General features: G+C 44.4%; 7 protein-coding genes. 2 read left to right on the top strand and 5 right to left on the bottom strand.

The window, feature by feature from the left end; genetic code table 11:
• Positions 1–372: 372 nt before the first annotated feature.
• Positions 373–1,026 carry a hexitol phosphatase HxpB gene (hxpB, locus tag SPUTW3181_RS02770; protein ID WP_011787916.1) on the top strand — a complete coding sequence of 218 codons (654 nt, stop codon included), beginning with the start codon at positions 373–375 and terminating at the stop codon, positions 1,024–1,026.
• Positions 1,027–1,080: 54 nt separating this feature from the next.
• Positions 1,081–1,407 (top strand): DUF2845 domain-containing protein, encoded by a 327-nt coding sequence (locus SPUTW3181_RS02765; protein ID WP_011787915.1) that lies wholly within the window; start codon positions 1,081–1,083, stop codon positions 1,405–1,407.
• A gap of 48 nt (positions 1,408–1,455) precedes the next feature.
• Here SPUTW3181_RS02765 and SPUTW3181_RS02760 read toward each other — a convergent pair whose 3' ends face one another.
• The 5 genes from SPUTW3181_RS02760 to aceF form a co-directional block, all read right to left on the bottom strand.
• Entirely contained in the window at positions 1,456–3,498 is a 2,043-nt protein-coding gene (locus SPUTW3181_RS02760) for a M13 family metallopeptidase (protein WP_011787914.1), read from the bottom strand.
• A 200-nt stretch (positions 3,499–3,698) separates the two neighbouring features.
• Positions 3,699–5,915, bottom strand: coding sequence for a patatin-like phospholipase family protein (locus SPUTW3181_RS02755; protein WP_011787913.1), 2,217 nt, complete (start codon positions 5,913–5,915; stop codon positions 3,699–3,701).
• Positions 5,916–6,008: 93 nt separating this feature from the next.
• The gene (locus SPUTW3181_RS02750) at positions 6,009–10,472 is read right to left on the bottom strand and encodes an EAL domain-containing protein (RefSeq protein WP_011787912.1); all 4,464 of its coding nucleotides are present in this window, start codon (positions 10,470–10,472) and stop codon (positions 6,009–6,011) included.
• 131 nt (positions 10,473–10,603) lie between these two features.
• Entirely contained in the window at positions 10,604–12,031 is a 1,428-nt protein-coding gene (lpdA, locus tag SPUTW3181_RS02745) for a dihydrolipoyl dehydrogenase (protein WP_011787911.1), read from the bottom strand.
• Between the two features lie 147 nt (positions 12,032–12,178).
• On the bottom strand, positions 12,179–14,188 hold the full coding sequence (aceF, locus tag SPUTW3181_RS02740) for a dihydrolipoyllysine-residue acetyltransferase (RefSeq protein ID WP_011787910.1): 2,010 nt from the start codon (positions 14,186–14,188) through the stop codon (positions 12,179–12,181).

Genomic DNA, 14,188 nt, shown 5'->3' with positions numbered 1-14,188 from the left:
ACAGTCCGACATGATCGACCCGTATTTCCGGCCAGCAGTATACTACAGCTTTGCAAAAGTATGAATCAGGTCACACTCAGCGAAAGGCGAAATAAGGGCTAAACCCGGCGGTATAAACAAACTTACGGGAATAATAAAACAAGCGAAATTAGACAATAGTTTGAAAACAGACAAAAAATCATAAGCTACAAAGAGTTAACATAAGTTAATCAATTTAAAATCGAACGATTATTTTTTTGCACACCAATTCCTTTCCACCAAAAATATTTCTCAACTTTGTGTATTTAGGCTTTGAAGATGGCGAGCCTTAAACATACACTCAAGCTCCCAGAGCATAACGCTTAGTTATCATTCCCATCCTTTGGAGTAGTAATGACATCCCTTAGTATTCAAGCCGTTATTTTTGATATGGATGGCGTGTTAATTGATTCAGAACCCCTGTGGCAACGTATTGAATACGATGTTTTATCCGCACTCGGCGTCCCTGTCACTATCGAAACGATTCAGCAAACCACGGGGCTGCGTATCGACCAATGTGTCGATTATTGGTATCACAAGGCGCCTTGGGCCGATTACGACAATACTAAGGTCAGCAAAGCCATAGTTGACAAAGTTGCTGAAGAAATTCGGCAAACCGGTGAACCTATGCCTGGCGTTCAGCAAGCAATAGCATACTGCCAAGCCAAAGGATTAAAAATAGGCTTAGCGACCTCATCACCAACAGCTTTGATTGACGCAGTGCTGGCAAGACTTAAGCTCAAGAGCCAATTTATGGCAGTAGAATCAGCAGAGGCGCTCACCTATGGCAAACCACATCCCGAGGTTTATCTCAATTGTGCGACCGCTCTAGGGGTCGATCCACGTTATTGCCTTGCCATCGAAGACTCTTTCAATGGCCTGATTGCGGCCCGCGCCGCCAATATGCAAACTGTTGCTATCCCTGCGCTAGAGCAACGCGGCGAGGCCAAATGGATAATTGCTCACCACCAATTGGAGAGTTTGTCTGAGCTAAACAAAGTGTTATAGATAAGAGCAACCCAAATTGATTTGAGAGACTTGAATCACCGCGAGGACAAACTGATGAAGTATTATGTGTTGTTAGCCCTCTGGACGGCGAGTTTACCCGCCTTAGCTACAGATTCCATGCGCTGTAAGCAATTCGTTATTAGCGTTGGCGATCCTCTGGACATAGTATTAGAAAAGTGTGGTCATCCCAGCGAAGCCAAAGAATACAGCCAACCGGCGACTTATCGAAACTCCGCGGGCGATATCGTCGTCGATCCGAGCAAGTTACCGATTGAGTATACTGAATGGATCTATGATTTTGGCCCGTCAAGATTGATGCGGCGTATTTATGCCGCCGATCAGAAAATCGAAAAAATAGAAACCTTAGGGTATGGGCATTAACCTAAGCAAAAAGCCAGACATTGTCTGGCTTTTTATTAACTCAATCTGTTACCAGATTTTCACCCTTTCATTGGGTTCTAAATACATCTTATCGCCTTCTTTCATCTCGAAGGCTTTGTAGAAGGCTTCGATATTACGTGGTGTGCCCATAGCACGGTAATGGCTTGGAGAATGGGGATCGGTCAGTAAACGACGACCCAACTCTTCATCGCGATAATTACGGCGCCACACTTGAGACCAGCCAATAAAGAAGCGTTGCTCACCCGTTAAGCCGTCAATCACAGGGGCAGGCTGACCGTTTAGACTCATAATGTATGAGCGCGCAGCAACGGTTAATCCACCTAAGTCACCAATATTTTCGCCTAAGGTTAAGTCACCATTAACAAATTTGCCCGGCAGTGCTTCGTACTGGGAATATTGTGCCGACAATTGCTTACCGCGTTTTTGGAATTCTTCTCTGTCTTTATCCGACCACCAATCACGCAAGTTGCCATCACCATCATACTTAGCGCCTTGATCGTCGAAACCATGGCTGATTTCATGGCCAATCACAGCACCAATACCACCGTAGTTCACCGCATCATCGGCTTCCATATTGAAGAATGGTGGTTGCAAAATAGCGGCTGGGAATACGATTTCGTTACTGACAGGACTGTAATAGGCATTCACTGTTTGTGGCGTCATATGCCATTCAGTGCGATCGATTGGTTTACCTAACTTGTTGATCATGTCTTGATATTCAAACTTAGCATAGCGCAGATAGTTGCCCACTAACTCGTCAGCTTTGATATCTAAACCTGAATAATCTTTCCACTTGTCTGGATAACCGATTTTATAGGTAAACTTAGCCAGCTTTTCCTGAGCGGCGACTTTGGTTTCTGGTGTCATCCACTCCAGTTCGTTAATGCTAACCTCAAAGCCTTTGATCAGGTTTTTGATCATAGTTTCCATACGCGCCTTGGCTTCTGGTTTGAAGTACTGCTTCACATACTCCTCACCCACTAGCTCACCAATCACAGTATCGGCACCGTCAACAGCCTTTTTCCAGCGCGGTTGTTGTTCTTCGATACCCATTAAGGTTTTGCTCTTAAAGGCGAAGTTCAAATCAACAAAGTTTTTGCTCAGCAACTCAGCATAGCTATCGACTAAGTGGAAGGTTAAATAATCTTGCCAAGCAGAGACTGGAAAGGTATCAAAGCTCGTACCCAGTTTTTCAAAGTAAGAAAGCTGGCGCACAATAACTTCGGAGGCCTTATCGCCTAAACCGGCACTGTTAGCAAAGGCATTAAAATCAAAAGATCCCATCAGTTTTTGCAGTTCAGCGCGATCTAATTTGTTATAGACTTTATTTGCATCACGAGACTCAACGCGACTCCACTGGTTTTTGGCAATCATCATCTCGATATCTGCCACATTTTTCGCCGCACGTTTAGCGTCTTTGTAACCCGCTTCAGTCAATAAATCAGTCACATACTTGGCCATCGCTTGGCGATTGGCCGCAAACTTAGGATCATCTTTAAGATAATAATCGCGATCTGGCAGCGTGAGGCCAGATTGACTTAAATACACCGCATATTGAGTCGAGTTTTTAGCGTCATTATTAACATAAAAGCCGAAAGGGATCCCCGCTCCGCTCGTCAATAATTTACCCATCACAGCAGGTAAATCTGCATGGGTTTTAGCAGCGGCAATATCGGCAAGTAAAGGATTAAGAGGAGTCACCCCTAGGGTTTCAAGCAAATCCGTGTTCATAAAACTGGCGTTAAAATCACCAATTTTTTGCTCATTAGAGCCAGGGGCAGCATTCTTTTTGGCGGCAGCTTCATCGATGATTTTTTTCAATGCATCTTGGCTTTGATCATAAAGTACAGAAAATGCACCGTAATTTGACTTATCCGCAGGAATGGGGGTATTGGCAAGCCATTTACCGTTCACGCTGTAATAAAAATCGTCTTGATGACGAACGGAGGTATCAAAATTTTGTAGTTCAATGCCAGAAACCGCTGCAACTTCAGTTTTAGGCTCGCTGCTGCAAGCAACCAAGCCTAAGCTCAAGGCGATGCCCAGTGCCAGTGTACTAATCTTTTTCATTGTTTTCCCCAGCTTACATTGAGAGTGTTATTATTTTTACCCACAAACCATACCATCTTGCTATAGTCCGCAATAGCAAGATTTTGTAAAAGGTTATGACACTTTCACCCACTTTGTTTCGATTTTGTTTCGATTATTTCTCAAAAAATCAGGGCATAACTCATGTTATGCCCTGATTTTATTGCACAGCTAAATCGCTTTTAAAAGTTTTTACCCACAAACAGATAGAAAGATCGATCTCCAAAATCGGTGATCCCAAATCCTAATGCTGCTGGCCCCAATGCGGTATCAGTCCCAACATATAGACTTGATGCATAAATCAGATCCGTCAATGAAACCTCACTGCGCTCAAACCAAACATTTCCAGCCTCTAAACTCCAACCAAGATAGAGAGGATAATCCGTCATACCGAGGGCATCACGCCCAAGATCGTATTGGTAAATAAAAGCACCAAATAACTTATGTGCCCCAGTAAGCGAGTCTTTATGGTAACCAGAAAGATTTAAGAATCCGCCCAGATCAGATAGATGAAGTGTATTGATACCGTCATTATTGTTGGTCGCAATAGAAGTCTTACCCACAAAAGCATGATTGCCTACACTGAGAGCACCTTTCCAATCCGCTTCTATCTGTACACTATAATTATTTTCATTGTTGTCGATAACATCATCAAAATCTTCATTACGAACATAGACATTCAGCGTGATTCGATTTCCTGATGTTGGGAAACTAATGCTATCTAAGCTATCGTAGCCAAACCTCAAGTAGGCACCATAGGAGCTGAAGTCTAAATCATCAATTAACCAAGCATCATTTTCTATCGTGCCTTTTTCACCAACAACACCCAATTCAATACTTCCCTGAAGGGTATAGTTATAACCAATACCTAACTCAACAGTATGGGTTTTCTTATCGAAAATTAAGACGCGGCTATTATTATCAAAAAGATCCCAATTACGGATATCGTATTGATATCTGGCCCGACTAAAGAACTCCTGATCCCTATCGAGTGGTTGATAAAATTCAGTGGCAAATAATTTTTCAAATCCCAGTTTGACTTCATTGCGCCACTCACCACCATTGAACGTTAAATCCGTCATAGTGTATGCCATATCAAAACTGATGGCTGAATCGGCGTTAAAATCATCCTCCCAATTAAAGCCTAACTGAAAATAATTCGGTCCCCAAGACTTCGCTTTAGTCGTCACTGTGAGTATGCGCCCCTCTTCTCCTTCAACAAACTCAGCATCAACACGTTCAAATTTATTCAGAGAATAAATGCGTTTTAATGCTTCATTTAATTCATCTTTAGAAACGGTTTGCCCCTTCTGCAGATTTAACGTTTCTTTTAGGAGGTTTAAGCTGACCTTCGATTGGTTATCAAATACAATTTCGTGAATAGGATGCGACACATCCGTCATCAAGGTTTTGCCTTTAACTCTTTTCGCATCAACATAAGCAGCATATTCATCTGGGCTCAAACTCAAGCTGCTCAGTTTATCGAGATGGTTATTTGCCGCTTCTTTGCCGAGGGTTAATGCTAGAGGCATGATAGTAAAATCGGTTGTACTTAAGGCATCAATAGCGGGACGAATTAGCACATCTTTATCTGTTAATAGCTGTTTTTGCTTCTCGGTGCTAGCGTTGGTCAGAAAGTTTGATAACTGATCGAGTACCGCTATGGTGCTGTATAACTTATCTTTTTTGACTAGAGGTGAACCAATATCGACGGCAATAATAATGTCGGCCCCCATGGCTTTAACTACATCCACAGGCATATTATTCGCAATTCCCCCATCTACGAGCAGTTTACCCTCAAATTGTGTAGGTTGAAGCGCACCAGGCACAGTCGCAGAGGCTTGCATCGCATTCACTAGGCTACCATGGCTAATGATCACGGGTTGACTCGTTTCCAAATCAGTTGCCACCGCGCGGTAGGGAATCGCTAAATCATCAAAATTTCCAAATTGTTGTACTAAATCAGTTGATTGCCTGAGTAGCTGTGACATTGTCTGCCCCCGTAACACACCACTTGGCGCCCTCACTTCACCTTCGTTGTAACCGATATTAAGGGGAATATTGTAACGATCGCGTAACTGTTTATCCCTAAAACTCAAAATATTCCGGGGGATCGTATCCGAATAGCCACTATCCCAATCAACGCCCATCATAATACTTTCAACTTCACTGGCGCTGTAACCAAGCGCATACATTCCTGCGACATAAGCGCCGATACTCGTGCCCGCAATGTAATCCACAGGGATATTATGTTCCTCTAATATTTTAAGTACGCCCACATGGGCTGCACCTTTCGCTCCACCACCACTGAGTACTACCCCAATTTTAGGTCGCTCAGCTGCAATTAAGGGGGTAAATAACAAGCATAAAAAGAGGGAAGCGAGTATTCGGCGCATCATTAAGGATCACTTTTTATAGGATAAAATTCGCGTTATATTAACAAACTTATGCATTTAACCGTCAGTCATATTTTATCTGAACCGATGAGTTCATTAATCGTGAACTCTATTAGCTGCAGCGATATATAACTCAAAATCTCTCACCGACATAGGTTTTGCAAAATAGTAACCTTGGATAACATAACAGCCTCGGCTGAAAACCTGCTCTAACTGTTCTACCGTTTCAATCCCCTCGGCAACGACATTTAATTTAAGATTGCGTGCCAGTTCAATAATACTGCTGACTATCGCTTGGTCTGCAGTATTCGTCGCAATATCAATAAGGAATGATCGATCAATTTTTAGCGTGTTAACATCAAAATGCCGCAAATATGCCAGTGATGAATACCCTGTTCCAAAGTCATCAATTGCGACTTCAATACCTAAGGACTTTAGTTGATTTAAATGACTTTTTGCGACTTGCAGTTCCTTCATTAATACACCTTCGGTAATTTCTAACCCAAGGGATGAAGGCGGCATCTGAGTTTCTAACAAAATTTGTTGAATACCCTCGATAAAATCAGCTTGCCGAAAGTGCACCGCTGAAATATTGACCGACAACTTAAATGGCTCAGAATACGCTTTAATCCACTTAGCCCCATGCAAACAGGCTTGTCGTAATACCCAGCGATCAATATCAACAATAAGACCACAGGATTCCGCTACCTTAATAAAGATATCAGGACGAATAAATCCTTCCTGTGGATGGCGCCAGCGGATCAAGGCCTCCATGCCAATAAATTTATCCCCCTGCACAATATCAATCTGCGGCTGGTAATAAAGCTCAAACTCTTCGCGCTCAATCGCTTTTCGTAAATCGGCTTCTAAACGTAAATGGTATAAAGCCTGCGCATTACGTTCTGATGAATAATATTTGAAATTACCCCGCCCTTCTTCCTTAGCATGATACATAGCAAGATCGGCATTTTTAATAAAGGCCTCAGGTTGAATGGCATCATCAGGCCAAATACTAATACCAATACTGGTGGAAATATAAAACTCCCGACCGAACAGCTTAAAAGGTGCCACTATCTGTGCCAATAAACGCTCAGCAATATGATTAATCTCATCGATATTACTTGCATTCCTAAGCAAAATAACGAACTCATCACCACCAAAACGGCAGAGTAAATGTTCACTGGAGATACAGGATTGAAGTCGGTTTGATGCTTCAACTAAAAGCGCATCTCCCATACTGTGACCGTAGGAGTCATTAACATGCTTAAATCTATCAAGGTCGAGAAAGAGTAGCGCCAGTTTTTCTCCCGTCTGCTGCGCGACTTGTATCGACTGCAATAATCGATTCGAAAACAATGAACGATTGGGCAAGCCTGTTAACACATCATAATTAGCGAGGCGCCTTAAATCGGCTTCTGTTCTTTTACGTTCAGTAATATCTGAAAACACCACAACATAATAATGTTCTTTAATATTAGCCGTTTGCATCATCGAAACATTGAGCCATACAGGACACAAATGCCCCCTTTGGTTAACTAACTCTCGCTCTCCCGTCCAAGAGGTTTCGGTGTCTAGCAACTGTTTAATCTCGTAGGATAAACCATCATTCATCCGCAAAAATTGCGAAAAGGATAAGCCAACTAAATCAGTGTCGCCTGAACCAATAATCTGCTGTGCGGCATGGTTAGCAACCCGTATATTTTCATTGCTCTCTAAAATCAACACGCCTTCTGAGGTGTTTTCAAAAGCTTGGGCAAGTAATTTCACTTCATCCTCAAGCAGCCTCTGCACCGTAATATCACTGTAAATTCCTGCTGCACGTTCAATCTCTTGGGTATGCTTATTGCGACTAATGGGACGACCCCTAACCCTTAACCACCCCCAATGACCCTCTCGGTGCTGATAACGGTATTCCGCCTCAAATCGATCGACCTCACCCACCAGCATACTGTTCCACTGAGCAAGGACTTTGTCTCTATCCAGCTGGTGTATCGGTAAATCCTCTAATGAAACGATAATTTCATTTGTATGTTTTCCAAGTACAGATCCACGATTATCAAGATGAAATTTTTGAGTGTCTTTATGCCACTCCCAAAGATCGGAGTCACTCCCGCGCAATGATTGCCTTAATCTATCGTCACTTTCAGTTAACGCCTGATTCATCAGCATAAAACTGTTCACCTGCCGCTGCCGATACCAAGCGAAGCTAAGGGCGATGGCCAAAAGCAGTAACATTAAAAGACCTTTAAAGCCTTGGGATAGCCACCAGTGCTGCTCAACATAAAATGAGTATGAAAACGGCTTGTTAGACCATATCCCATTAACTTGGCTTAAAATATCCAACACATACTCACCGGCCGCCAAGCCCGCAAGATTGATTTGAGATTCTCCCTGCAGTAAAACGTAATTATCGTCCTCTCCCTGATAACGCAATCGGTATTTAAACTGCATGGGTGAATCATCAAGATAATCAAGATTAGTGATCTGTAAGCTCACAATATTGGCATCGGGCTTTATCACCATCATGGGCTGAGGGAGTAGTGACACCTCAGTGAGGTCATCGTAATACACCGAAACCGACTCAAGCATGACATGGTCATCATTAATTCGGTTTATCAGCCTATCAACATCCAGTCGCATAACACCTTCTGGCGTGCCTAGATAGAAACCGGCCTGTGGGGAATAAAAATAGGCTCCTTCATTCATCTCATCGGATATAAACCCATCCCTATGATTAAAGATGGCAATATTTCCGGTCTCAACATCTTGACGGATCAATGAGTTAGCACAGCCAACAAGATTTGACTTTGGCGTTTTTTGAATAAAAAACACCGAACTGCAGTTTAATTGCCACTCAGTGGTCAGCGATTTAAGTTCTTCTGTATGTTGATGATATTCAAATAACCCTTTCTCGTAGGAACCAAACCACATCACACCAGATGACATTTCCTCAATATGGCTCACTGTTGGCGGTGTAGCTAAGGCATTAAACAAAAGTCGCTGATCATGAAACTCGTCTTGAGCATCGATATAACCAAAGATTTTTTTTCCGCCTAACCAGAGCTTTCCGTCCGAAGCACGATACATAGTGCGAATAGTTGGGCGTGTAGGTTCGTTGGTATTATTAGAGGGTCTATCTATATCAAAGGGGCGAGGTTCAGATAAACCAGACTCCCAATAATACAATCCTGTGGATGTGGCGATCCAAATACGCCCTTTTATCTGTGGATCTTTATAGGTTTTATAAATCAGCTTATTTTTAAATCCGTCTTGGCCACTGGCCCATTGGGAAAAACTGTTGCCTTGTAAGGTTTGCTTATCGACAACAAAAAGCCCTCCCGTGGTCGATATCAATAAGTTATGTTCACCAAAATCATTAATATCATAAATGCTTTGATGTGGTTCTAATCCATTAATCGGAATATCCACTGCTTTTTGGCTATGCTTGCCAATAAAAGCCAAATTTGAGGAGCCTAGCCATACGCCATCATTATTTGCATATATGGACCAAGTCATTGCATCGCTCAACTGATAAGGTTGATCTGCGGTATAAGTCTCGAGGATAAAATCCGGCGACGAGGCCAACAAAGCTAAACCATCCCCAGAACCGCCAACCCACATAAGCCCTGAACTATCAAACAACATGGCCTTCAGTATTTCCATGTTAGCCTGAGCCTTGAGTTCTTTCTGATAGTTTTCAACTTGACGAGTTTCGGGTGACCACTTCAGCAGACCCACACGACTGGTAAACCACAAAAATCCTTTAGGATCTTCAACAATTGAAGTGCTCCATTCGGGTAATTCTGGCACTGGCACAATTTGACGGCTCGCCAACTCAAACTGATAGACCCCTCGCCCCGTCGCAATCCAAATTCGCTGTTTTGTATCCTCAAGCATATCGAGAATACTCCCCATGGTTTCGGTCCAATGATAATGGAATACCGACTCACCATTTTTGTCTAGCAGGACTAACTGCTGTTGACCTGCCACTAACATTTCACCATTTGGTAGTGGAAGTAACTTACGCCAAGGAAGATCGCGATTAACTGGTAGCTGAGTAATCACTGACAATTCAGTTTTTGCGGGGGAAAAATCGTAAATATATCCAGCATCGGTCAACAACAACCACGTTTGGTCATCTTTACGAATAGCGGAAAGAAGTGCTCCTCCTACGTACTGTGGAAAAAGTTTGACTGAGCCAAAGGCAGTAAATTGATTATTCAGAATATTGTAAAGATAAATAGTGGAATGCGTACTGACGAGTAAATGGTTACGATCAACATTCACCACTGAGGTTAAAAAATCATCCGCTAGGCGAGACTCAAAACCAATTTTATCAATACGCCTCACTTTAGCGTTACTGACCCTATAGAGTCCTTGCTCAGTCGCCGCCCAAACAAAACCATAATAGTCTAAGGCTAAGCCGCGAATACTTGTGGCAGCCAAACCGTCCCTATCGGTAAAGACTCGCTGCACAAAGCCGCCCGCCCAAACCGAGTGGAAGCTAGTGAGCACAAGAATGAAACATGCCAGAAATGTTTTAATTATTTTTATCTGCATTTGACGACTCGTATTAGTACTCTAGCAGTTCAACTCTATCAATTCACCCGCTCGTTTACATTAAAGTTACATTTTACGCGACGCAATAAAAAAGCGCCTTGAAGGGCGCTTTTTCAAAAATGAAGGTCAATTTACTTTTTCTTTGCCTTTGGATTTGGCAAGTCAGTAATCGAACCTTCGTACATTTCAGCCGCTAGGCCTACTGATTCGTGCAGCGTTGGGTGAGCGTGAATCGTTAATGCTAAATCTTCAGCATCACAACCCATTTCAATCGCTAGACCGATTTCGCCTAACAGTTCGCCACCGTTCACACCGACAATTGCACCACCGATAACGCGGTGAGTATCTTTATCGAAAATCAGCTTAGTCATACCTTCGCTGCAATCTGACGCAATCGCACGACCACTTGCTGCCCATGGGAAAGTCGCAGTTTCGTAAGCAATACCTTGCTCTTTCGCTTCTTTCTCAGTCAAACCAACCCAGGCCACTTCAGGGTCTGTGTAAGCAATTGATGGGATCACTTTTGGATCAAAGTAATGCTTCATACCCGCGATCACTTCAGCCGCTACGTGGCCTTCGTGCACGCCTTTGTGAGCCAACATTGGTTGACCAACGATATCACCGATAGCGTAGATGTGCGGTACGTTAGTACGTAATTGCTTGTCTACGTTGATAAAGCCACGCTCGTCGATCTTAACACCCGCTTTGTCAGCGTCTATCAGCTTGCCATTAGGTGTACGGCCGATAGCGACTAATACCGCATCGTAACGTACAGGTTCAGCTGGCGCGCTCTTACCTTCCATGGAAACGTAAATACCGTCTTCACGGGCTTCTACCGCGGTGACTTTAGTTTCGAGGATCAGGTTGAATTTCTTCTTGATTTGCTTAGTGAATACGCGAACGACATCTTTATCAGCCGCAGGGATCACTTGGTCGAACATTTCAACCACGTCGATTTCACTGCCTAAAGATGAATACACAGTACCCATTTCTAAACCGATAATACCGCCGCCCATCACTAACAACTTGCCTGGAACTGCTTTCAGTTCTAATGCGTCAGTCGAATCCCAAATACGTGGGTCTTCGTGGGGAATAAATGGCAGTTTGATTGGGCGAGAACCTGCAGCAATGATCGCTTGCTCGAAAGTCACTTTAGTCACAGTGCCATCTTCAGCAGTCACTTCTAGCGTGTTAGGGCCAGTGAATTTACCAAAACCGTTAACCACGTTAACTTTACGCATTTTGGACATGCCGCCCAAGCCGCCAGTTAATTGGCCAATGACTTTTTCTTTAAAGCTACGTAACTTATCTAAATCGATAGTTGGCTCGCCGAAGACCACACCATGAGCGGCAACCGCTTTGGCTTCTTCGATAACTTTAGCAACGTGCAATAAGGCTTTAGATGGGATACAACCCACGTTAAGACACACGCCACCTAAAGTGCTAAAACGTTCAACTATGATGGTTTCCAGACCTAAGTCAGCAGCACGGAAAGCCGCAGAATAACCTGCAGGACCTGCACCTAATACCACTACCTGAGTTTTGATTTCGTTACTCATGTTTTCCTCTAATTCTCATTCAATCCGTTGGAGGAGTTATCCTGCCAACCGAAAATGCGCCAGCGCGTAAGGTGGGCGCATTTTAACCTGTGTTTGATACTGATCACAATAAACAAAAGGCTGCTCAAGTTGAGCAGCCTTATATGTTTACAGAATCAAAGTACGAATATCGGACAGAATTCCTGACAGGGTCACGCTAAAGCGTGCAGCCATGGCACCATCGATCACGCGGTGATCGTATGATAGCGACAGTGGCAACATCAATTTAGGCTCGAACTCTTTACCATTCCACTTAGGCTTAATTTCAGATTTAGACACACCTAAAATCGCCACATCTGGGTAGTTAACGATAGGCGTAAACGCCGTACCGCCAATACCACCTAAACTTGAAATGGTGAAACAGCTGCCCTGCATATCAGCAGATTTCAGCTTGCCATCACGGGCACGGATAGAGATATCAGCCAGTTCACGAGATAACTCGATAATGCCTTTCTTATCCACGTCACGCACGACTGGCACAACCAAACCGTTTGGCGTATCCACCGCCACACCGATGTGGAAATACTTCTTCTGGATCAGTGATTCGCCATCAGAGCTTAAGCTCGAGTTGAACACTGGGAACTGTTGCAACGTCTTAGCCACCGCTTTCATCATAAAGACTAAAGGCGTGATCTTATAATCGGCTTTCTTCTTCGCCGCTGCGTCGTTTTGCTGCTTACGGAACTCTTCCATTTCAGTGATATCAGCTTCATCGAACTGAGTCACATGCGGAATAGTCACCCAGTTGCGGTGTAAGTTAGGGCCAGAGATCTTCTGGATACGGCTTAATGGAATTTCTTCCACTTCACCAAACTTACTGAAATCCACTTTAGGTGCTGCAATCACTTGCAGACCACCGCCATTGCCAGCGCCGACTGACGTTGCCGCAGTTGCTTTCGGACGCGACAGTTCGTATTTCACATACGCCTGAACGTCTTCTTTCATAATGCGACCTTTACGGCCAGAACCAGTGACTTGGGTGAGATCCACACCAAATTCACGGGCTAAACGGCGTACCGCAGGCGATGCATGTACCGCACCAGTCGACACAGGCGCACCTGCACTTGGATGATGCGGCACTGGCGGACGGCTTGCAGGTGCTTGAGCAGCAACTGGCGCCACTTCTTGCACTGCTGGCGCTTGAGCAACTGGCGCAGGCGCAGCGGCTCCAACAGCAGTCGTTTCAACGGTAGCTATCACGCTACCTTGAGAAACCTTATCACCCACTTTAACGGTTAACGACAATAGTTTGCCGGCAAATGGCGCTGGCACTTCCATGGTGGCTTTGTCAGTTTCAAGGGTTATTAAACCTTGGTCGGCCGTGATCATATCGCCCACAGACACTAGCACTTCAATCACATCGACATTGCTTGCATCGCCAATATCTGGCACTTGAATTTCTTTTACCGTAACCACACTTGCAGTTGGAGTTGCAGAAGCCGGAGCCACTGGCGCTACCGTAGCGGCAGGAGCCGCCTGAGCGGCAACGGTTGGCGCACTTGCTGCCACAGCAGGAGCTGCGCCACCCACTTCAAGCATGATGACTAAAGAGCCTTCCGACACTTTATCGCCAACGGCTACTTTGACTTCTTTTACCACACCAGCAAAAGGTGAAGGTACATCCATGGTCGCTTTGTCAGTTTCGAGAGTAATTAAACCGCTATCAACCTCAATCTTATCACCGACGGCAACCAGCACTTCGATAACCGAGACATCAGTGTCGCCACCGATATCTGGCACAGCCACTTCAACGACTTTTGTCTCAACAGCTTGAGTCGATGTCGCTGCTGGTACTGCGGGAGCAGGAGCCGCTTGAACCGGTGCAGCTGCTGGCGCGGATGATGGTGCCGCAACTGGAGCAGGATCGGCAGCTGCCGCGCCCGCTGCTTGCATCATAGCAATCAAAGTACCTTCAGAGACTTTATCACCCACAGCCACTTTTAACTCGGCTAACACACCGGCGAAAGGCGCAGGAATATCCATAGTCGCCTTGTCGCTTTCAACGGTAATAATCGATTCATCGGCCGCGAGGGTATCACCCACAGCGGCACAAATTTCGATCACTTGCACTTCGTCGCCGCCGATATCAGGAACAAAAACTTCTTTTAATTCAGCCAT

The organism is Shewanella sp. W3-18-1 (genome assembly GCF_000015185.1).
Taxonomy (GTDB): Bacteria; Pseudomonadota; Gammaproteobacteria; order Enterobacterales; family Shewanellaceae; genus Shewanella; species Shewanella putrefaciens.
The sequence above is the reverse complement of the archived record's forward strand: the minus strand, read 5'-3'. Positions and strand labels throughout refer to the sequence as shown.

Excerpts from the sequence above, each read along its gene's own strand:
- hxpB (WP_011787916.1), top strand. The coding sequence starts at position 373 with ATGACATCCCTTAGTATTCAAGCCGTTATTTTTGATATGGATGGCGTG.
- SPUTW3181_RS02765 (WP_011787915.1), top strand. The coding sequence starts at position 1,081 with ATGAAGTATTATGTGTTGTTAGCCCTCTGGACGGCGAGTTTACCCGCC.
- SPUTW3181_RS02760 (WP_011787914.1), bottom strand. The coding sequence starts at position 3,498 with ATGAAAAAGATTAGTACACTGGCACTGGGCATCGCCTTGAGCTTAGGC.
- SPUTW3181_RS02755 (WP_011787913.1), bottom strand. The coding sequence starts at position 5,915 with ATGATGCGCCGAATACTCGCTTCCCTCTTTTTATGCTTGTTATTTACC.
- SPUTW3181_RS02750 (WP_011787912.1), bottom strand. The coding sequence starts at position 10,472 with ATGCAGATAAAAATAATTAAAACATTTCTGGCATGTTTCATTCTTGTG.
- lpdA (WP_011787911.1), bottom strand. The coding sequence starts at position 12,031 with ATGAGTAACGAAATCAAAACTCAGGTAGTGGTATTAGGTGCAGGTCCT.
- aceF (WP_011787910.1), bottom strand. The coding sequence starts at position 14,188 with ATGGCTGAATTAAAAGAAGTTTTTGTTCCTGATATCGGCGGCGACGAA.